This window comes from Pantoea sp. X-Soil-TKNS-1280, assembly GCF_059730475.1.
The window spans coordinates 1,022,171-1,041,833 of the sequence record NZ_AP035962.1 but is presented as its reverse complement, the minus strand read 5'-3'; the positions used below and the strand labels follow the sequence as shown (position 1 = coordinate 1,041,833).

General features: G+C 54.2%; 19 protein-coding genes. 4 read left to right on the top strand and 15 right to left on the bottom strand.

What is annotated here, in order from left to right:
* Nucleotides 1-38: 38 nt before the first annotated feature.
* Nucleotides 39-950 (bottom strand): recombination-associated protein RdgC, encoded by a 912-nt coding sequence (rdgC, locus tag AC6I8X_RS04750; RefSeq protein ID WP_299457082.1) that lies wholly within the window; start codon nt 948-950, stop codon nt 39-41.
* A gap of 145 nt (nt 951-1,095) precedes the next feature.
* Here rdgC and mak point away from each other — a divergent pair, with 145 nt between their 5' ends.
* Nucleotides 1,096-2,007, top strand: a complete 912-nt coding sequence (mak, locus tag AC6I8X_RS04745; protein WP_497840655.1) for a fructokinase — start codon at nt 1,096-1,098, stop codon at nt 2,005-2,007.
* A 160-nt stretch (nt 2,008-2,167) separates the two neighbouring features.
* On the opposite strand, the gene AC6I8X_RS04740 is transcribed toward mak, so the two are convergent.
* The 8 genes from AC6I8X_RS04740 to aroL form a co-directional block, all read right to left on the bottom strand.
* A complete protein-coding gene (locus AC6I8X_RS04740) occupies nt 2,168-3,577 on the bottom strand; it encodes a hypothetical protein (protein ID WP_497840654.1) in 1,410 nt (469 codons plus the stop codon).
* A gap of 273 nt (nt 3,578-3,850) precedes the next feature.
* The gene (ppnP, locus tag AC6I8X_RS04735; RefSeq protein ID WP_299457088.1) at nt 3,851-4,135 is read right to left on the bottom strand and encodes a pyrimidine/purine nucleoside phosphorylase; all 285 of its coding nucleotides are present in this window, start codon (nt 4,133-4,135) and stop codon (nt 3,851-3,853) included.
* 104 nt (nt 4,136-4,239) lie between these two features.
* Nucleotides 4,240-4,917 carry an AroM family protein gene (locus AC6I8X_RS04730; protein WP_299457090.1) on the bottom strand — a complete coding sequence of 226 codons (678 nt, stop codon included), beginning with the start codon at nt 4,915-4,917 and terminating at the stop codon, nt 4,240-4,242.
* Between the two features lie 2 nt (nt 4,918-4,919).
* On the bottom strand, nt 4,920-5,852 hold the full coding sequence (locus AC6I8X_RS04725; RefSeq protein ID WP_497840653.1) for a DUF1177 domain-containing protein: 933 nt from the start codon (nt 5,850-5,852) through the stop codon (nt 4,920-4,922).
* A gap of 14 nt (nt 5,853-5,866) precedes the next feature.
* Nucleotides 5,867-7,426 (bottom strand): OPT/YSL family transporter, encoded by a 1,560-nt coding sequence (locus tag AC6I8X_RS04720; RefSeq protein WP_497840652.1) that lies wholly within the window; start codon nt 7,424-7,426, stop codon nt 5,867-5,869.
* 160 nt (nt 7,427-7,586) lie between these two features.
* Entirely contained in the window at nt 7,587-8,339 is a 753-nt protein-coding gene (locus tag AC6I8X_RS04715) for an IclR family transcriptional regulator (protein WP_497840651.1), read from the bottom strand.
* A gap of 282 nt (nt 8,340-8,621) precedes the next feature.
* Complete coding sequence (locus AC6I8X_RS04710; RefSeq protein ID WP_084873037.1) at nt 8,622-8,813, bottom strand: YaiA family protein; 192 nt, start codon at nt 8,811-8,813, stop codon at nt 8,622-8,624.
* 116 nt (nt 8,814-8,929) lie between these two features.
* Complete coding sequence (aroL, locus tag AC6I8X_RS04705; protein ID WP_299457101.1) at nt 8,930-9,454, bottom strand: shikimate kinase AroL; 525 nt, start codon at nt 9,452-9,454, stop codon at nt 8,930-8,932.
* A gap of 284 nt (nt 9,455-9,738) precedes the next feature.
* Between aroL and AC6I8X_RS04700 the strand changes: the two genes are divergently transcribed.
* Complete coding sequence (locus AC6I8X_RS04700; RefSeq protein WP_497840650.1) at nt 9,739-10,455, top strand: DUF2076 domain-containing protein; 717 nt, start codon at nt 9,739-9,741, stop codon at nt 10,453-10,455.
* Here the strand turns inward: AC6I8X_RS04700 and AC6I8X_RS04695 are convergent.
* Nucleotides 10,452-10,898: a YaiI/YqxD family protein gene (locus tag AC6I8X_RS04695; RefSeq protein ID WP_084873030.1), complete on the bottom strand. Its 447-nt coding sequence runs from the start codon at nt 10,896-10,898 to the stop codon at nt 10,452-10,454. The two genes, AC6I8X_RS04700 and AC6I8X_RS04695, sit on opposite strands and share 4 nt — an antisense overlap.
* Before the next feature lie 145 nt (nt 10,899-11,043).
* Between AC6I8X_RS04695 and proC the strand changes: the two genes are divergently transcribed.
* Entirely contained in the window at nt 11,044-11,856 is an 813-nt protein-coding gene (proC, locus tag AC6I8X_RS04690) for a pyrroline-5-carboxylate reductase (protein WP_084873027.1), read from the top strand.
* Between the two features lie 96 nt (nt 11,857-11,952).
* Here the strand turns inward: proC and AC6I8X_RS04685 are convergent, their stop codons facing one another.
* From AC6I8X_RS04685 to AC6I8X_RS04670, 4 genes are all read right to left on the bottom strand, one after another.
* The gene (locus AC6I8X_RS04685) at nt 11,953-13,479 is read right to left on the bottom strand and encodes an FAD-dependent oxidoreductase (protein ID WP_497840649.1); all 1,527 of its coding nucleotides are present in this window, start codon (nt 13,477-13,479) and stop codon (nt 11,953-11,955) included.
* 236 nt (nt 13,480-13,715) lie between these two features.
* Complete coding sequence (locus AC6I8X_RS04680; protein WP_299457112.1) at nt 13,716-14,018, bottom strand: PsiF family protein; 303 nt, start codon at nt 14,016-14,018, stop codon at nt 13,716-13,718.
* Nucleotides 14,019-14,125: 107 nt separating this feature from the next.
* The gene (gene iraP / locus AC6I8X_RS04675; RefSeq protein WP_084873020.1) at nt 14,126-14,380 is read right to left on the bottom strand and encodes an anti-adapter protein IraP; all 255 of its coding nucleotides are present in this window, start codon (nt 14,378-14,380) and stop codon (nt 14,126-14,128) included.
* Between the two features lie 221 nt (nt 14,381-14,601).
* Nucleotides 14,602-14,760: a hypothetical protein gene (locus AC6I8X_RS04670; protein WP_167379235.1), complete on the bottom strand. Its 159-nt coding sequence runs from the start codon at nt 14,758-14,760 to the stop codon at nt 14,602-14,604.
* A 253-nt stretch (nt 14,761-15,013) separates the two neighbouring features.
* On the opposite strand from AC6I8X_RS04670, the gene AC6I8X_RS04665 reads away from it, so the two are divergent.
* Entirely contained in the window at nt 15,014-18,094 is a 3,081-nt protein-coding gene (locus AC6I8X_RS04665) for a beta-galactosidase (protein WP_497840648.1), read from the top strand.
* On the opposite strand, the gene AC6I8X_RS04660 is transcribed toward AC6I8X_RS04665, so the two are convergent.
* Nucleotides 18,051-19,337, bottom strand: coding sequence for a multidrug efflux MFS transporter (locus AC6I8X_RS04660; RefSeq protein ID WP_313682624.1), 1,287 nt, complete (start codon nt 19,335-19,337; stop codon nt 18,051-18,053). The two genes, AC6I8X_RS04665 and AC6I8X_RS04660, sit on opposite strands and share 44 nt — an antisense overlap.
* Nucleotides 19,338-19,663: the final 326 nt, after the last annotated feature.

The window sequence follows — 19,663 nt, the reverse complement described above, 5'->3', positions numbered from 1 at the left end:
CGTGATAAATCACGCCGCTACGAGTGTGGATGTCATGCTTAACGCTGGGCTTCGCCGCCTAACGCTTCGACCAGGTTACTGATCAGCGCAGCCAGTTCGCTGGTCATCAGGATAAAGTCTGCATCGAAACGCTGGGCAAAATCGTCACGATCGATATCGTCATTCTGCTCACGCAGCGTATCGCTGAATTTCAGACGTTTTACCGATGCGTCATCGGCGATTACCAATTGAATACGTTCCTGCCAGTCGAGTGCCAGTTTGGTCACCACTTTCCCGGCTTCGATATGGGTCGCAATTTCGTCTGACACCAGATCCTGCTTTTTACAGCGGATGACGCCACCGTCTTCCAGCAACGCTTTCAACTCCGCTTCATCCATCAGGGCAAAACCGGCAGGCAGCTCCCCAGAACGCACCCATTCGGTCAGCGTCATTTCAATCGGCTTTTCCAGCGTCAGCGGTACCACCGGCAGCGAACCCAGGCTTTTACGCAGCAGCGCCAGCGTGTCTTCAGCTTTCTTTGCGCTGGCGCAGTCAACGATAATCAGGTTGTTGACAGTGTCGATCCACATAAAGGTCTGGCTGAAGCGGCTAAAGGCACGCGGCAGCAAGCTATGCAGCACTTCATCTTTCAGCGAGTCTTTTTCGGTCTTTTTCAGCTTGCGGCTCTGTTCCGCCTCAAGCTTGTCAATTTTGGCTTCCAGTGCCTGCTTCACCACGGGAGAAGGCAGGATTTTTTGCTCAGTACGTGCACAGATCACAATCTGACCATTAATCACGTGCGTCAGCGCCTCGCTGCGGTTACCCATTGGGGAGACCCAACCGGTTTTGGCCATATCCTGGCTACCACAGGGTGAAAAGGTAAAGGCGTCGAGCTGTTTTTCCAGATCGTCTGCGGACAGCGGGATGTCACGATTCAGACGATAAACCATCATATTTTTAAACCACAACATCGGGATTCCTTACCGGGGGTGCGATCGGACGCACAAGTCTACGAGTCAGCGCGCATGATAGCGAAACATCGGATGGGTTTCATTGCCTTTACCCAAACGGCCTTCTACTGTATCTCTCACCAGAACGAATAATGAGGAATAAAACGTGCGTATTGGTATCGATTTAGGTGGCACCAAAATTGAAGTGATTGCGCTGTCAGACCAGGGTCAGGAGCTGTTTCGGCACCGCGTGAATACCCCGCGTGATGACTATGGTGCGACGGTTCAGGCGATTGTCGATCTGGTGCAGCTGGCGGAAGAGAAAACCGGGCAGCAGGGTACGGTCGGACTCGGCATTCCGGGCACCATTTCGCCCTATACTCAGCGGGTGAAAAACGCCAACTCCACCTGGCTGAATGGGCAACCACTGGATAAGGATCTGGCACAGGCGCTGAATCGTGACGTGCGTATCGCTAACGACGCGAATTGTCTGGCGGTATCCGAAGCGGTGGATGGTGCCGGTGCGGGACAACCGCTGGTGTTTGCGGTAATTATCGGCACCGGCTCGGGTGCAGGGGTGGCGATAAACGGTGAGTCGCGTATCGGCGGCAACGGCAATGCCGGTGAATGGGGCCATAATCCACTGCCGTGGATGGATGAAGATGAGCTGCGTTATCGCGCGGAGGTGCCGTGCTATTGCGGTTTGCAGGGCTGCATCGAGACCTTTGTCTCCGGCACGGGGTTTGCCATCGATTATCAGCGTCTGAGCGGACAAGCGCTGAAAGGGGCAGAGATCATTAAGCTGATAGAACAGCAGGACCCGGTGGCTGAGCTGGCGATGCACCGTTACGAAATGCGTCTGGCGAAATCGCTGGCTCAGGTGGTGAATTTGCTCGACCCGGATGTCATTGTGCTGGGGGGTGGCATGAGTAATAACGATCGGTTGTATCAGACCGTACCGGCGCTGATGAAGCAGTGGGTCTTTGGTCGTGAGTGCGAAACACCGGTACTCAAAGCGGTGCATGGCGATTCCAGCGGTGTACGGGGTGCCGCCTGGTTATGGCCATTAAAAGAATAAAGGCGGAGCTCTAATGTAGCGGCGCGATTTATCGCGCGGTTTTTTTGACGCATCGCGCAGGAAAAGGAAATCGCACATTTATTTCCGATATCACGTACGTAGCAGCGCGATAAATCGCGCCGCTACGAGTCCGTTCAGTTCAGTAAAAACGTTGATACTTCTAATAGTCAGGTTCGTCCTCCACATACAGCGGATTTATTTTCCTGCCTGCATTATCAACAAGGATGGTCTTTTTCTCGCTTGCAATAGCCTGCATAACTTCATCGCGTAGACTATAGTAATAGTCTTTTAACTCTACCTTAGGAGGGAGGTATAAAACACTGTCTTCATCGATAGCTTCCAGCACACCATTGAGACCATCAATTTTCTCTCTGATTTTCGTATAACGTGAATAATGATACGCCTGGCTCTCTTCAAACATACGAGCACAATCATTTATTTCTTTTTTCAGCTCCTCTAAGAATTGATCATCAGAATCCCGGACCGATAATTTTCTATTCCTGTCATTCTCCATTTTCAAATAGTCAGAATGAGTAAAAGGAATGACAAAGCTCTCATACTTGCTGGTCGGGACTTCATTTTTAAGAATGGTTCTGACGATAGCGGGTGGTTTAGCATTTTGACAAAGATAATGATTGCTCATCTTCGATCTTAGCGTAAAACCAGAAGGATTAGGCCTTCGTTCGTCATTTTCCCTGGTGCGGCTTTCATCAAATTGGTTATAAAAATTATCCACTTTAACCTGCAAATTCTCTGTTTTTCTGTCCATTGCCGTTTTTATAATAACAACTGGCTCAAGTGGGATTGGTGGCCTGGATGGGTCTTCACTGTCAGAAAGAATGTCGCACCCGGAGTCACTGCCGGACAACGAAGAGGTCTCTTCGATATCCTTCGGAAACGTTTGATACCCGGGTTCAGGCTTCGGTGCTGTCAGATGCTCAGAAACAGGCTCTGGCTCAGGCGTCGGTGGCATCAGATGCTCAGAAACAGGCTCTGGCACTGTTCTGCATTCAGAATCAAATGGCCAGCTCCGGTAACTCCCGGAAGGGTTTCTTCCTGTCTCCAGTGAAGCCATTATTGCTTCCAGCGTTTTATCATCGGGATACTTATTTGATTTACTAATTGTACGAACAAACTGCCCTAACCCAGAAACACATCCCGCATCCTGAATAACTTTTTTTGGTTCTGGCACAAAATTCTTTTGCACGGATTTAGCCGCAGCCTCCACGAGTGAATAGCTGCCGTTTTTTTTGGGTTGGAGATTGCGGATATTCAGCGCTCCGCTAAAGGGAGAGAAAGCTCCCCAGGTGAGTTTAACCGGTGCAGGTTTGACAACAGGTTCAGAAAGTGGCGGCACCGCCTCCCCAAACCACCGTTTATTTGCCGCGGGTAATTCATTCAGACTGGCACGCGAATTAACCGGATACTTAAATGAAACCGGTCGTTCTTCACATGCTGAATAAAAAACACGGGGAATAAAACCAAACGGTGACAACTCAGAATTATCTTTACCAGAACGAATAACAGGCTTCGGTAAAATCGGTGCGGAATATATTCGACCAATCGACATGCTAACCTCCTTTTTAGAATCATTATTCAGCGAACGGATCCATTTTTAATACAGATAAAATCAATATGCAACCAGCATAATCGCCAGAAAAATTAACATGACGACTTATTAATTACTTATTCGACTAATTAACTTTAATTTATCTGCCTGAAAAACGTCGAATAAAAAAGAAGTGATTATTTCTAAATGAAGATAGGATAAAAAATTAAATTTACAAATTTTGTGATGTAAATCTGACAAAAAAGGCCGCAATCTGCGGCCTGGGGCAACTGCTTACAGATAGCGGCACAGATAAGAGGTTGGCTCAGCGACCTGAAGATGGAACTCGCTTTGGCCCGGTACGTTGAACACGCTACCAGCTTCAAACCATTTCCACTCAGTTTCACCCGGCAGCAGCACTTTCAGTGCACCGCTGACCACCGTCATCTCTTCCGGCTGCCCTGTACCGAAGGTATATTCACCTTCCGCCATCACGCCCACGCTTGCGCGTCCAATGGTGACACTCTCGAAACCAATGGACTTCACTTTTCCGTCAAAATACTCACTCACGTTGAGCATGTCACTTCCTCACAGCACATTAGGTTGACTGGCAGATTACAAGGGAACTCGCTGATCTGTCACGCGAAATGACAGGTGGGATCGCAAGTTGTGATCCCTGTGGATTAAACGATTAATTCCGCTGCCAGTTTGGCTACCAGTACATTAGACAGCAGGACCGGGATCCCCAGCATTTTCTGCAGAAAATCACGATGTTTCTGGTGATAGCCGATGCAATCCAGTACCACCACATCGGCTCCCTGCTCCTGCAGCGACAGGCCGGCTTCAATCAGATCCGCCTGCTGCGCCAGATAAGGACTGGCGACGGCAAAACAAGGAGGAGTACCGAGGTTACGCCATTTGCTGGCCTGCTCAGCAATCTGTTCTTCCACCGGCACCACAATCCCTACTTTGTGGCCGTGCACAATCGCCCCCACCAGCGGCGGAATGATGCGATCAGGCTCCAGCAACAACGCTTTATGTGTTTTCAGTGCACCAAATTCTCCGGTGCACAGCAGCAGGATAGTGTTGTAACCCTGCTCCTCCAGTGCGTAGATTTTCTGCTGCAATCCCTGCTCCACCAGACGTGCCGCCAGGCGTACCTGCTGTCCATCCTGCATCCGCGAAACCAGCACTTTCTCACCAGCCGCTGGTGTGTAGTGCTGCTCCACTTCCGCCAGAGAGAGGCCGTCGAGTAAACCGGCGTGCGCCACCTGCTCTGCGGGCAGATACGCCTGCAACAGTGGCAGAATGTCGCTGCGCGGTGACTGACCAATGGTCAGGGTAACCAGAGATGTTTTCATACTTAGGATTTCCGGGAACGCAAATGACTGAGGCTACCATACAAAGATAGCAGCAGAGCGTACTCCTGCGCGTCGTAGAACTGACAAGTCTCGCGACCAAACTCTTTAGCCACTTCCACGGCAAATTTCACCGTGCTGGCGATATCCACTTCGTGGCTGGCACCCGTCCCACAGCCGGGCACCACCGACTCAGCGCAAATGGCCACACCTACCACCGGCACATCGGTGGCGGTTGAAGGTTGCAGAATGCTGTTGAGGTGATAAACCCCGTTGCCATACGGCGTGATATCCTGGGTGGTGATCGGGAACGTCACTGCCGGGCGGCCACTGGTCATCTCCATAATGCGCAGCAAATCTTCCGATACGCGCAGAATGTAGCCTTCTTTCACCGTCGGTGACAGGGCATAACCTTTGTGATTCAGGATACGGTTACCTTTGGTGGTATCGATGGAGAGGATAGCGTCCACTCCGGCCACCACTTCGTTGTCATTCATGGTGACGTCATCAATCGGTGAATCCATAAAATCCACCGGCTCGTGCGGGCGTGTCGGTGCATCCGGACAGATATGGGTGGTAATGATCACGTCACCGGCCAGCACATCGCCCCGGGTTTGCATCTGCGCCAGTTTCAGCGCGCTGCTGATGGCCGCCACGGCACCGTCAGCATCCGACACCATGCCGATACGGGTCGGACGGGCACCAATCCCGCCGAGACGCCCAATAATGCCGAGGGTCGGCGCACTGCCCCCCTGGCTTTTACCTTTAGTGCCAGGGATATCGATGCGCACAAAGTCGGTACGCCCTTTCGGGCCACTCACGCGTTTGGTGCTGGCGCTGACGCCGGGATACGCGGCAAACAGATCAACCACCTGCTGACCATCCACAAAGGCGCTATCGAGTAACTCAAAAACCTGCAATGTCTGCTGTAAACTCATATTGGATTCCCTGGTTATTTCTTACTGCTACTGGCAAAAAGTGAGTGGAAGAAGCTGTAGAGTGCATCACCGGCGATAAAACCCGCCGCCATCACCTCCATCGGTGAACGACCGCGCTCGCCCCACACGCGCAGGATCAGAATGCGTAATGCTATCCCCACCAGCACCGCCCAACCGGCAGCGGCATTGTTGATGAGCAGGCCGGTAGCCAGCAGCACGCCAAGCTGACGCTTCGGTCCACCAATCAGCTGAATAATCGCACCGGGAATGGCCCAAAGCAGCAGGTTACCCGCGATACCCGGCTCCGCACCGGCCTGAATGGTTTTGGCATAAACGCGGGCTACCGGCGGCAGCAGGTTTTCCGCAAAGAACAGGGTATGGGCATACCACACCACCGGAATGGCGATCACAAAGGCGATCATCGCCGCAATCAGCTGAATGCGTCGGCCCCACAACTCCTGCTGCACATCCGCACCGTTACCGCGCAGGATAAAACCGGCTTTCAGGTCATAACCCATGTCCGCAAATGCCGGGCCGGTCGCGGCGGTAAAGCCACACAGCAGACACAGCGCCAGCGGCGGGAAGCCGAGCAAAATACCGAGGATCAGGGTAATCAGCGCCACCGCAAAAGCCGGAAACCAGCCGGAGTGCATCGCAGCGATACCGACGATCAACTCATGAACAAAAGCAGCAAAAGCAGCGTAAACAATAAACAGCACCAGCATTGGCAAGCCCATCTGGCTCCACAATCCGCCTGCCAGCGCCAGCAGTGCGGAAATGACGATATAGCCGACGGTGCCGAAACCGAGCGAGCGTTTCACTTCGCTATCGCTGCGACTGACGCTGAGCGCATCATGACGGCGGCTGCGAATCACCTGTACCACCTGAATCAGGGCCACCACACCGGCACCGACCATCACCCCGTGCGGAATATACAACGCGTTAATATCAATGCCCGCCACCGGCTGGGCATAAGCGCGTAACAGGAAACCCATGCCAAGCATGGTCAGCGCCCAAATATTGCCGATAAACGCCGTGCCAAATGCCGACATCGGAATCTTCAGCATCGAACCCACAATCCCGCCGACAATCCCCACCACCAGCAGCCACGCCTGGCGGCCACCTTTGTCACCGGCTTTGATCGCTTCCGCTGCGGCAACGCCTGGCGGCCAGGCATTGCTGGCCGGAAATACGCGGGTATCGAACAGGCGATACAGCAGATAAGCATCCAGCAGCATTGCTGCACTGACCCCGACAAACAGCGGTAGCACCAGCTGTGGCTCGCCCAGCGCCCAGGGTACCGCAATCGGCATTAGCAGGCTGTTGGCGGCACCGAAAGTGGCAGATGAGATGGCAGTTTGCGCCAGGTTCTGCACTTCCACCGAACGGTAGCGACGAAACAATTGCAACGGAATACGCGCCAGCAGCATGGCAAACAGCGCGCCGATAATTGAAGTATTGGGGGTGACCCCGATGGTAGTAATTAATTGTACGCCAATGATCGCGCCCGCAATGGACAACAACACCAGCATTAAACCGACTCCGACACTTTTTATTGGATTATGGTGACGCATGGTATTCCCCGTATTTTCACCCTGGCGAAAACGTTATTACGCACCGCCCGTCACGCGGGACAGCGGCGTTTTAGTTAAATATCGTTCCCTGATGGTTGAAATAAGCAGGCCCGGAGGCCTGTTATTTCCCTGGTGTGGCGCGAAGTATTACGCCGTTAAATCATGCGCCATATTTTTCGGCCATCAGGGCCGCAGTGGCGCGTAATGCATTGAGCAGCGCTTCCGGATAACCGGGCGCGGCTTCTTGTGAAAGAAATGACAGGCAGAGTGCGACACTTTCGCCGCGGTGCTTGTTGGTGACGGCAACCGCCATCGAGCTGATGCCTGGCAGCGTCTCATTACGCGCCAGCGCCCAGCCTTGCTGGCGGATGGTCGCCAGTTCAGCGCACAGCGCATCAGGATCGAGCGGTGAGTTCTGTGAAGCGGCATGCCACTCATGGGCAAAACGCTCGCGCACCACATCATCGCTGCTTTGTGCCAGCAGCACTCGCCCGGTGGAGGTGCCCGCCGCAGGCATACGGGTACCTGGCGGGGTGATCAACTGGGTAAACAGGCGGCCGTGGTACATGCGCATCACGATGATGTCGTTGCCGTCCAGCACCGAGATATAGCCCATGCAGCCGGTGCTGGCCGCCAGGCGCGCCATGGCAGCAGAGGCGCTATCCACCAGCGGGGTGGAAAGATAATGTCCCGCCACCGACAACAACACGCGGCCAATATGGAAACAACGACTATCGGGATCGCGCTCCAGTAATCCCTGGCTTTCCATCGTCGCCAGTAAACGGGAAACGGTACTTTTCGGCAGATCCAGCGCCTCAACCACTTCGGTAAAGGTGAGACCTGGATGCCCCTGCGTCACGCCAAAGCGCTGAAATAATTTAAGTACTGCGGCGGCATTTTCGAGTGTGGTCATGCAGGTAGTTTCACTATTTGGAACTAAGTTCCTGAATCAATACCCCGAAAGTAAAACGTCAGGTTTTTGCGGTCAAGCGCAAATTTTGTACCGGTCAAATCAGGGGGGAAATTAAGGCAGCATAAAATGAGGAATAAAGTTAAAACCAAATGATTTTATCAGGAGGAATAAATTGAATGCAGAAAAGGTGGTAACTTTGTGGCAGCTTTGTAGTTATTTCATGTGAATAGAAAATGACCCTGAGCGGCACAAACTAATAACCGGCATCCCTGCCAGCCGATATTACTCTTTTTCCACATCTTCATAGCGAAGTTTAGCATCCTGCGCTTCAGCAGCAGTTTTATGTTCGCTGATTAGCGAATCCGGACGTGGATGATCGGCGCGTAATTCGTACCAGGTCACGGTGTTGCCCGGCGTGCCTTTTTCAACGGCGACGATGCGAGCATGTCGCGGATAAGGTGGTCTTGATGGCATACATCTCCCTCCTGGGTATGTCAGTTATCCAAACGGACAGCAGCAATCCCCTGCCCGTCCTTAAGTATAGACAAGCGGGGATGGTCGCAATTTAAACAGGGAGAAATCTGAGGAGGTTAGCTGGCGCGGGCCAGTGACAGCGAGCGGAGGATCTCTTCAACCACCAATTCCGGCGATTGCATTGCATTCACTTCATGATGGGCCGATTGATGGTACAAATGTGCACGCTGGCGCAGAATATCGCCCATTTCTTCCGCAATCGGGCGACCGGTCAGTGTCGGACGTTGATCTGCTTCGGGCTGCCGCTCCAGACGATCTGCCAGTACGCTGGAGGGGGCATTTAACCAAATGACCTGACCATGCTCGCGCATGAAGCGACGGTTCACTTCCGCCAGCACCATGCCGCCACCGGTGGCAATGATGGTGCAGGGTGCGGTGACTGCCTGAAGTGATTCGGTTTCGCGTGCACGGAAGCTGTCCCAGCCCTCAGCCGTCACGATTTCGGCGACACTGCGCTGGGTGGTGGTTTGCAGGTGATGGTCGGTATCGCGGAAGTCGTAGCCGAGTGCCTGCGACAGCGCCTGGCCAATGGTGGTTTTACCGCAACCGCGTGCGCCGATCAGATAGATGGGTAATGACATCCTGGCTCATCCTCCGCCGTGTTTTGCCGCACGGGCATTGTCATCAGGTCAATATTGCGTCGCATGATACCTGGATTTCATTTCATCAGCCACCGGCGAAGCACGATTTACGCGTATCTTGCCCATACAATCTCGCACCTCTATGATTTACATAGAAAAAATCATGCAATTTTTGTGCATCGACAAAAGTGTAAGTCTGGGCAACATTTGCTTACCAGCGCATTGATTTACTTTCTGTCATCTCGCCCTCATATAGTGGGGTAACTCGCAAACGGAGGTTTACCATGCAGAGCGAAGAACAACAGTTAATTGAAAGCCTGTTCAGCCGTCTGAAACAGGCTGAGAGCCAGAGCGGCCCGCGTGATGTCGGCGCCGAGCAGTTAATCAAACAGCATTTGCTGTCGCAGCCCGGAGCGCCTTATTACATGGCGCAGGCCATCCTGATTCAGGAAGCGGCGATGAAAAAGCTCAATGCCCAGGTGGGTGAGCTGGAAAATCGTCTGGCGCAGGCGCAGGCGCAGGCACAGCAGCAGCAGGCTCCGCAGCAAAGCAGTGGCGGATTCCTTTCCAGCCTGTTTGGTGGTGGCGCATCGCGCCCTGCTGCACAGCCACAGCAGCAGCAGCCGGTGTGGAACAGTGCCCCGACGCAGCAGCAACCGCCTCAGCAGCCGCAATACGCCAGCGCGCCACCCGCACGCGGTACCGGTTTTCTCGGTGGTGCGTTGCAGACCGCCGTCGGTGTGGCCGGTGGTGTGGTGATGGCGGACATGCTAACCAGCCTGTTCCACCATTCGCAGCCGGAAGAGATTGTGAACATCATCAATGAACCCGCGCTGCCGCAGGTTGATGACAATCTTGATACCTTTAATGGCGTCAACGACAGCAACAATGCGTTCCTGAATGACAATAATAACGGCTGGGATAACAGCTTCGCCGATAACAACGATTTCAGCGATTTCGGCGGCAGCGACTTCGACGACGACGATGACAATTTTGTCTAACGCCGTTGACGTAACCACTTATCCAGTTCGTTAGCAAATTGCTGGCGGTCGCGTGGGCTTAGCGCCGACGGGCCGCCACTTTGAATACCACTGGCGCGCATGGTTTCCATAAAGTCGCGCATAGTTAAACGCTGGCGAATCGTGTCCGGCGAATAACGTTCACCACGCGGATTCAGCGCCGCTGCCCCCTTCTCCAGCACTTCCGCCGCCAGCGGAATATCTCCGGTAATCACCAGCTCACCTGGCTGTACACGTTTGACGATTTCGTTATCGGCCACATCAAAACCCGCTGCCACCTGCAACGTTTTCAGCCAGGGTGACGGCGGCACGCGCAGTGGCTGGTTAGCCACAAAGGTGACCTGAGTTTGGGTGCGCTCGGCGGCGCGGTAGAGCACTTCTTTGATGACATTGGGACAGGCATCGGCATCAACCCAAATCGACATAGTTAATCCTTTCTCTCGGTGAATGCAGGTGATCTTCCCGTTCTGCGCCAGAATGGCAAATTTAATTTGATCGGAACGTTGCAACCCCTGCCCAGCGACGTAAGCTAGCCGATACAGAAAATCGAACCATCTAAAGGATCAAGCGATGCTGGAGAAGAAAATCGGGTTTATTGGTGCCGGTAATATGGCGAAAGCGATCATCAGCGGCCTGGTGAACAGTGGACAAATCGCCCCGGCCAACATCTGGGTGTTTGACCGCAAACCCGCCACCAATCAGGCACTGGCGCAGCAGTATGGCGTCACGGCAGCCGAGAGCGCCGAAAGCCTGGCGCGTGAAGTCGATATCCTTTTTGGCGCAGTGAAACCGAATGTGATTCTCAAGGTGCTGAAGGATCTGGCCAGCCAGCTGAAAAAAGAGGCGCTGGTGGTATCGATCGCCGCTGGTGTAACGCTGGATTCGCTGGCCGCCGTGCTGGGTCACGATCGTAAAATCATCCGCGTGATGCCGAATACGCCGTCACTGGTGAATGAGGGGATGACCTCAGTCACACCGAATGTGCTGGTTGAGCAGCATGAAACCGACGAAGTGGTGGCGATTTTCGAGAGTTTCGGTAAAGCCGCCGTGGTGAGTGAATACCTGATTCACGCGGTTGTTGGCGTGAGTGGCTCTGCCCCAGCCTATGTGTTTATGTTTATTGAAGCGATGGCGGATGCAGCGGTTCTCGGCGGTATGCCGCGAGCTCAGGCCTATCAGTTTGCCGCGCAGGCGGTGAAAGGCTCCGCGCAGATGGTGCTGGAGACCGGTAAACATCCCGGCGAACTGAAGGATATGGTGTGCTCCCCCGGCGGCACCACCATTGAAGCGGTCAAGGTGCTGGAAGAAAAAGGCTTCCGGGCGGCGGTGATCGAAGCGATGCAGCAATGTATGAAAAAATCGGATGCATTGAGTAAGTCGTAACCCGTAGCGGCGCGATTTATCGCGCAATTCCGTGCGCATTGCCGGAAAAAGGCGCGCAATAAATTGCGCCGCTACACAGGCAGATAACGGGTTTCGCTATCCCTGATAATCCTCAAACAGCGCGATCCCCTGCGCCACGGTCATTGGCTGCTGCATATGTTCCACCAGTGCCGCCGTCAGCGTGTACATGCCAGCTGAACACACCGCCGCCAGCCTGCCCTGCTGACCATAAAAAGCGATAAAACGTTTATCCGGCAGCGAACCCAGCAAGTGGAACTCATCCCACTCGGTAGCATGTCCCAGATACTCATAACGCGTGCCGTAATGCGCAGTCCAGAAAAACGGCACTCGGTCATATAGCTCACGCTTGCCCAGCATGTTCAGCGCGGCAATTCGTCCCTGCTGGTGCGCCACCCGATAGTGCTCAATCCGTTGTGGTCCCTGCTGGGTGGGATAGCTGGCGATGTCACCTGCCGCCCAGATATTTTTTGCCACCTGAAGCTGACTATCGGTGGTCAGGCTGCCGTCGCTCTGCATCGCCAGATCATGAACAAAGCCGGTTACCGGTTTAATTCCGGTGGCAAACAGTACCAGGCTGGCCGCCAGACTTTTGCCATTTTTCAGCGCGACTGCCTCGACTCTGTCATTGCCGACCAGCGCCTGCGGCTCTCCCACGATCATTTTCACGCCATTGCTGGTGTGCAGATCGCGGAAATGCTGGCCAATTTCCTCGCCGAACTGTTTCGCAAATGGCAGCGGGTGACGTGCCAGCACCGTGACGTCAATATCGCGGTTGCGCAATGCTCCCGCCAGCTCCATGCCAATAAAGCTATTGCCGATGATCACGATTTGATGAGTTTCATCGACGTCGTTCAGCAGTGAGCTGGCCTGATTAAGCGAACGCAGCAGATGCACGCCGGGAAGATCGTGTCCCGGAATCGCCAGCGGCTGTGGCGTGCCACCACTGGCGATCAGTAACTGATCAAAATGTAAGTTGTTGCCATCAGCAAAGACCAGCAGCTGTTCCGCGCTATTCAGTTCCACCACATTGGCCTGAATACGTTCCACATGGCTCAGCACATCCTGCTTCAGCAAACGCGGCACATCTTCAATCGCCATTTTCCCGGACGGAACAAATTTACTTAATGCGGTACGATCGTAAGGGGCTTCCGCTTCGCGTTCGACTAACACCAGATGCCCTTTAAAACCCTCATGGCGCAGCGTCCACAAGGCCGCACTCCCTGCGGCACCTGATCCCAGCACCACGCAGACCGGCGTTTCCCGTTCAACAGCAGGCAGTGACGCGGCAGACATGGGTTTGGTATCGACCCAGACCTTGCCCTGTTCGATGCGCACCGGGTAGTTTTTCAAGTCCGCCAGAGCCAGCGGTTCATGCATCCTGCCATCTTCGATGCCAAATACCGCTTTATGCCAGGGGCATACCAGCTCGCCGCCACAGACCGCCCCCTGCTCCAGCGGCGCTCCGGCATGTGGGCATTTCGCCTGAAGGGCATGGACACGTTCACCTTCGCGGATCAGTAAAATATCCTTCTCACCTACAGAGAATTTAGTGGGTTTATGTTGCCTGAGCGCCTTCAGTTCAACGACAGATTGATAGCTCACGTTGTGCCTCCCTACGCTGTAGTCAGATATGAAGCAATAAATCCATACAAACAGTAAGTGTGGCAAAGTCTGATGATTTGGCAGGAAGAGGAAAACAACGTGGGTAATAACAGCCTGTTTATTCGCCGTTTTTCAGATGAAAGAAAATGTAATTAAGGGAATACGCCGACAGAAACAGATTAATAACACCATGACAGGTACAAATAATTAGCGGCCCGCAGGCCGCTATCCGGAGATCAACTTTTTTTCAGGCAGGAACTCATGAAGGTTTTACGTGCATCACCGCTGAGTTTTTTATCACCCGCTTCGGTGTTACAGGTTTTCATCTTCATTTGTTGTGGCGTCATAGTGCCCATCTTGCTGTCTTTTTTCAGGCAGGAACTCATAAAGCTTTTACGCGCGTCACCTTTCAGGTTTTGAGAGGACGCGTGTTGATTACACATGGTCATTTTTTCCTGCTGTGCGGTCTTCTCTGCCGCACCCGCGCTGCCTGCAATCAGCAGACCCGCAGCCATCATTGCCATAAGAAACGATTTCATTGCACCTTCTCCATAAAGTTATTGCCTGATAAGCCTGGCATGAGATAAGCAAAGCAGAAATAAATATAACGAAAAACGCCTGTGGCGATCACAGGCGTCATGCGAATTCATATGCGGGGATGGTTTAACAGTTTTTCCACGTAATTGCGCAGCAGGATAGCGTCCGATGATGCTTCATGATGCGCAACCGGGGACATTGCAACGTTAATACCCGAAGTGATGTCTTTTAATTGTTCCGGCTCCAGTTTGCGTAACAAGGCCGTGACCACAATTTCCAGCGCCTCAACCTGGACCACTAACTCTTTAGACTCTTCTTCTTTTTCAGCCAGCTTAAGCAGGAGTTCCGCAATCAGATTTTTCATGCGACCAACTCAATTAGTTGAGGGAAATGTTGACGTTAGCATTGGGCAGAATAAAACAACAGGGATTTTTGTCGGATCCAGATAACACAGCTAAAAATGGCGGGAAAGAAAACTCAGCGCAGGATTTTATTATTAAGCGGCGAAACGTTTCTCTCAGAAATAATGTTCTCGTGAAACGTTTCGCGCGCAAAAAGCAGTGATTAATGCAGGACGTTAATCACTTATGGACCCATAAATCCACGGCCCGGACCGCCGCCATGGCCGCCCCAGCCACCACCACCGCCACCCCAACCACCTCCGCCACCCGGCGGCGGGAAAATACAACCGCTCAGCGCGGTCACCAATGCCACTACGGCTGCGAGTTTAACAATACGGACCATAATTACCTCAGGATGGAGAAATCGGGCTGAGTGTATGAGCCGCCGTTACGCCCGACAACACAGAATTCTCCGTAAGCTGGCGCTATTCATCTCTGCTCACCATGCTTAACAATTTACTGGCACTAAGCCAGGGGAAAACCGACAAAGACGTAATGAAAGCGATAAAAAATCCGCTCCGGCAAGGCGTCACGGCGCTTTACAGCTGGGGGAATTTCACGCAATGTGAGCGCATTACAATTAATGAGATCCCAACATGACATCTTTATCTGTTTCCCTCAGTGACATTCTGGCGCGACGCGACTGGGAAAATCCGGTCGTCACCAGTCTGAACCGGCTTGACGCGCATCCGCCCTTTGCCAGCTGGCGTGAGGAACTGGCCGCGCGCGATGATCGTCCCTCCCCTTCACGCCAGAGTCTGAATGGTCAGTGGACATTCAGTTATTTCACTCAGCCGGAAGCGGTACCGCAAAGCTGGCTATTGCAGGATCTGGCCGACGCGGACAACATTCCCGTCCCGGCAAACTGGCAGCTGCAGGGCTACGACGCACCGATTTATACCAATGTGCAATACCCGATCCCTGTCAATCCGCCTTTCGTGCCAGCCAGTAATCCCACCGGATGTTACTCGCTCACATTTAGTGTCGATGATGCCTGGCTGCAACAGGGCCAGACGCGCATTATTTTTGATGGCGTCAATTCTGCGTTCTTTCTCTGGTGCAATGGTCAGTGGATCGGTTATTCGCAGGATAGCCGCTTACCCGCCGAATTTGACCTGAGCCGCACCTTGCGCCCCGGCAATAATCGCCTGGCGGTGATGGTGTTGCGCTGGAGCGACGGCAGCTACCTTGAAGACCAGGATATGTGGCGCATGAGCGGTATTTTCCGCGATGTCACCCTGTTGCATAAACCGGCGACACAGCTGGCGGATGTGCAGATCGAAACCGCACTCAGCCCGGAATATGTGCGCGGCGATTTGCGCGTGAACGTGAAGATCCACAGCCCGACACGCCCGCTGCCAGGCTGTCGGTTACGCCTGAGCCTGTGGCAGGGCACTACCCTGATTGGCGAACATGAACAGGCACCGGGCAGCGCCATTATTGACGAGCGCGGTCACTACCCGGAGCAGTCCTTGCTGGTGCTGCCTGTCAGCCAGCCTCTGCTGTGGAGTGCCGAAACCCCCCATCTGTATCGGGCGGTGGTATCGCTGCTGGATGAGCAAGGCGCACTGCTGGAATCCGAGGCTTATGATGTCGGTTTCCGACGCGTCGCCATTGAGAACGGTCTGCTGTGTCTGAATGGTCAGCCGCTGCTGATTCGCGGCGTCAATCGCCATGAGCACCATCCGGAAAACGGTCAGGTGGTGGATGAAGCCAGTATGCGACGCGACATCGAACTGATGAAACGCCACAACTTCAACGCGGTGCGCTGCGCCCATTATCCCAATCATCCATTATGGTATCGCCTGTGCGATGAATACGGTTTATACGTGGTGGATGAGGCCAATATCGAAACTCACGGTATGCAGCCGATGAATCGCCTCTCCAGCGATCCGCGCTGGCTTGCTGCTTACAGCGAACGTGTTACGCGCATGGTGCAGCGTGATCGAAATCATCCCTGCATCATTATCTGGTCGCTGGGCAATGAATCCGGCCATGGCAGCACGCATGATGCCTTGTATCAATGGGTGAAAAGCAGCGATCCCACCCGTCCGGTGCAATATGAAGGCGGCGGAGCCAACACCGCCGCCACCGATATTATTTGTCCGATGTATGCACGCGTCGATCAGGATCAACCCTTTCCGGCTGTGCCGAAATGGTCGCTGAAAAAATGGATCGGTTTGCCTGGCGAAACGCGCCCGCTGATCCTGTGTGAATATGCCCACGCGATGGGCAACAGCTTTGGCGGCTTTGCCAAATACTGGCAGGCATTTCGCCAGCACCCGCGTCTGCAGGGCGGTTTCGTCTGGGATTGGGTTGATCAAAGCCTGACCCGCTACGACGAGCAAGGACAGCCGTGGCAGGCCTACGGTGGAGATTTTGGTGACACACCTAATGATCGTCAGTTCTGTATGAACGGGCTGGTGTTTGCCGACCGCTCTCCGCATCCGGCGTTATTCGAAGCGCAGCGCGCCCAGCAGTTTTTCCAGTTCACCCCGGATACTCAGGATCCCTGGCGCTTTACCGTCAGCAGTGATTATCTGTTTCGCCACAGCGACAACGAGGTGCTGCGCTGGTCGATTGAGCAGGAAGGAGAATCGATAGCCCATGGCGAATTGGCACTGGCGATCGCACCGCGCGGTAGTCAGTCATTCAGCCTGCCGCCGGTGGAGAATTTACAGGGCAATTGCTGGCTCAATCTGGCAGTTCATCAGGTGCAGCCGACGTCCTGGTCGGAAGCCGATGCTCGCGTTGCCTGGCAGCAGTGGCCGCTGCCCGCCACTCTCCCTGCGCGCACGCTGGTGAACCACGAACCGGCTCCGGTTATCGAATCGAATCACGATCTGATTGCCGTCTGCCTGCCACATCAACGCTGGCATTTTTCCCGCCGCAGCGGCGAACTGGTGCAGTGGTTTGTTAATGATGAAGAGACGCTGCTGACGCCGCTGCAGGATTGTTTTATCCGCGCGCCCATTGATAACGACATTGGCACCAGCGAGGCCGCCAATATTGATCCTAACGCCTGGGTCGAACGCTGGAAACGCGCCGGTTACGAGCAACTGGAGCCGCAGCTGGTGGACATGGAGCTGGATAGCCTGAAGCACAGCGTGTTGATCGACACGCGGCATCAGTGGCTGTTTGCCGGGCAAGTGGTTTTTACCAGCCGTAAGCGCTATCAGATTCGCGGTACGGGTGAACTGACTATCGACATCGAAGTGGAGCAGGCTGCCGGGCTGCCGCCCCCGGCGCGTATCGGTTTACGCTGCCAGCTGGCGCACACACCACAGCAGGTTAGCTGGCTGGGGCTGGGACCCGATGAAAACTATCCCGATCGCCAGCTGGCGGCGCAGTTCTCCCGCTGGCAATTGCCGCTGGACGCGATGCGCACTGATTACGTCTTTCCGGGCGAAAATGGCCTGCGGGGTGGCACTCGTCAGCTGGATAGTGGCAGCTGGCAGGTGAGCGGTGATTTTGCATTTTCGCTCAGCCCGCACAGCCTGGAACAGCTGCGTGACACCTCACATCGCCACCTGCTGCAACCGGAAGCGGGGTGCTGGCTGCATCTCGATGGCTTCCATATGGGTGTCGGCGGTGATGATTCCTGGAGTCCGAGCGTTAGCCCGGAGTTCCTGCTTACTCAGCAGCGCTGGCACTTCGCTTTGACGCTGCGTCAGTAGTTTTCTCCGCCGATTCACGCTGACTCACCGGTTGAGTCAGCGTGGTTTTCGGGCGGCGATAGAAACGACGCAGCAACAGCACGTTAAGCAGCACCACCATCGCGGTAGCAAAGAATACCCAGCGATAGCCAGTCGCCGCCGAAACGGCCGCGCCCAGCAGTGGTCCCGCCACATTACCCAGATACATAAACGACTGGTTATAACCGAAGATGCGTCCGGTGACATTATCGCGGGAATGACGTACCAGCAGCGTTTGCACGGCGGGCATCATCGCGCCATCGGCAAAGCCCAGCAGAAAACGCAGTATGCCAAGCTGGGTGGCGCTGGTCACAAACGACATGGCGGTGAGCAACACCAGCGAGGTGATCATGGTGGCGATCAGAATGCGCTGGGTGCCGATGCGGTCGCCGAGTTTGCCAAGGCGTGGCGCAGAGATCAGCGCTGAAATGCCCGGCAGCGCCGCGATAAAGCCGCTGAGGAAAGCAATGTTTTGCGCGTTCGGTGCCAGTTCACGTACGAACAATGTCAGGATCGGGTTCACCGATCCGTTGCACATCTGAATCACCATGGTGGTGACGAACAGGCAGACCATCAGACGCGGATTATCCAGACTGCGAAACACTTCGCGTCCGCTCATCTTGTCCTGCTTGCTGATCGGGGTATAGCCGGTTTCTTTAATCAGAAACAGCGTGACCAGAAAACTGATCAACAACAGCGCGGCGGTGACGATAAACACCAGACGCAGACCAAGCCAGTCAGCCAGCAGGCCGCCAATCATCGGCCCCAGGATCACGCCGCCGATCTGCCCGGTAGCCACACTGCTCAGCGCCCAGCCACTGCGCTCGCGCGGCACCTGCGCTGCCACCAGCGCCATCGCGTTAGGAATATAGCCGGATGTCAGCCCCATCAGGGCGCGCAACAGCAGCAATTGCCATGCGTGGGTGACAAAGGCCTGCAACAGGATCACCACCCCCATGCCAAAAGAAGCACGCAGCAGCATCAGCTTGCGCCCTTTACGGTCCGCAAGGCTGCCCCACAGCGGTGCTACCGCAGCGGAAACCACGAAAGTGATACTAAAGGTGAGCCCCGACCACAGGCTGAGCGCATTATCTCCGCGTATCCCAAGATGTTCGATATACAACGGCAGAAACGGGATGATCTGGCTGATCGCCAGTCCGGTAAAAAAACAACCAAACCATACCGAGATCAGGTTGATTTTCCAGGGTTCAACGGAGCGTAACATGAGAAAGCACATCAAAAATGAAATGAAGGTTCAGTTTAACAATCAGCTGACATTACTGGACGGCAAAACATGGCATCAGGATAAAAACGCAGTTTTCCGCTGTACAGCTTACTTCTGTGCATAGCAAATATTACGCAGGCGGCAATTCTCAGCCGGTTAATGTGTAAAAACATTGCGGGGATGATTTTCGCTCAGCGCCAATAGCTCAAAACGTGAAAAAATATTTCTGGCGGTTACTGACAATTTTTGGCGTCGCAACTATGTTTAAAAAATCACCAGCGACCGCTGGTGGGACGCTACCCGTTCTGGTCAGCGAGCATGCATAA

Excerpts from the sequence above, each read along its gene's own strand:
- rdgC (WP_299457082.1), bottom strand. The coding sequence starts at position 950 with ATGTTGTGGTTTAAAAATATGATGGTTTATCGTCTGAATCGTGACATC.
- AC6I8X_RS04740 (WP_497840654.1), bottom strand. The coding sequence starts at position 3,577 with ATGTCGATTGGTCGAATATATTCCGCACCGATTTTACCGAAGCCTGTT.
- ppnP (WP_299457088.1), bottom strand. The coding sequence starts at position 4,135 with ATGCTCAACGTGAGTGAGTATTTTGACGGAAAAGTGAAGTCCATTGGT.
- AC6I8X_RS04730 (WP_299457090.1), bottom strand. The coding sequence starts at position 4,917 with ATGAAAACATCTCTGGTTACCCTGACCATTGGTCAGTCACCGCGCAGC.
- AC6I8X_RS04725 (WP_497840653.1), bottom strand. The coding sequence starts at position 5,852 with ATGAGTTTACAGCAGACATTGCAGGTTTTTGAGTTACTCGATAGCGCC.
- AC6I8X_RS04720 (WP_497840652.1), bottom strand. The coding sequence starts at position 7,426 with ATGCGTCACCATAATCCAATAAAAAGTGTCGGAGTCGGTTTAATGCTG.
- AC6I8X_RS04715 (WP_497840651.1), bottom strand. The coding sequence starts at position 8,339 with ATGACCACACTCGAAAATGCCGCCGCAGTACTTAAATTATTTCAGCGC.
- AC6I8X_RS04710 (WP_084873037.1), bottom strand. The coding sequence starts at position 8,813 with ATGCCATCAAGACCACCTTATCCGCGACATGCTCGCATCGTCGCCGTT.
- aroL (WP_299457101.1), bottom strand. The coding sequence starts at position 9,454 with ATGTCATTACCCATCTATCTGATCGGCGCACGCGGTTGCGGTAAAACC.
- AC6I8X_RS04700 (WP_497840650.1), top strand. The coding sequence starts at position 9,739 with ATGCAGAGCGAAGAACAACAGTTAATTGAAAGCCTGTTCAGCCGTCTG.
- AC6I8X_RS04695 (WP_084873030.1), bottom strand. The coding sequence starts at position 10,898 with ATGTCGATTTGGGTTGATGCCGATGCCTGTCCCAATGTCATCAAAGAA.
- proC (WP_084873027.1), top strand. The coding sequence starts at position 11,044 with ATGCTGGAGAAGAAAATCGGGTTTATTGGTGCCGGTAATATGGCGAAA.
- AC6I8X_RS04680 (WP_299457112.1), bottom strand. The coding sequence starts at position 14,018 with ATGAAATCGTTTCTTATGGCAATGATGGCTGCGGGTCTGCTGATTGCA.
- iraP (WP_084873020.1), bottom strand. The coding sequence starts at position 14,380 with ATGAAAAATCTGATTGCGGAACTCCTGCTTAAGCTGGCTGAAAAAGAA.
- AC6I8X_RS04670 (WP_167379235.1), bottom strand. The coding sequence starts at position 14,760 with ATGGTCCGTATTGTTAAACTCGCAGCCGTAGTGGCATTGGTGACCGCG.
- AC6I8X_RS04665 (WP_497840648.1), top strand. The coding sequence starts at position 15,014 with ATGACATCTTTATCTGTTTCCCTCAGTGACATTCTGGCGCGACGCGAC.
- AC6I8X_RS04660 (WP_313682624.1), bottom strand. The coding sequence starts at position 19,337 with ATGTTACGCTCCGTTGAACCCTGGAAAATCAACCTGATCTCGGTATGG.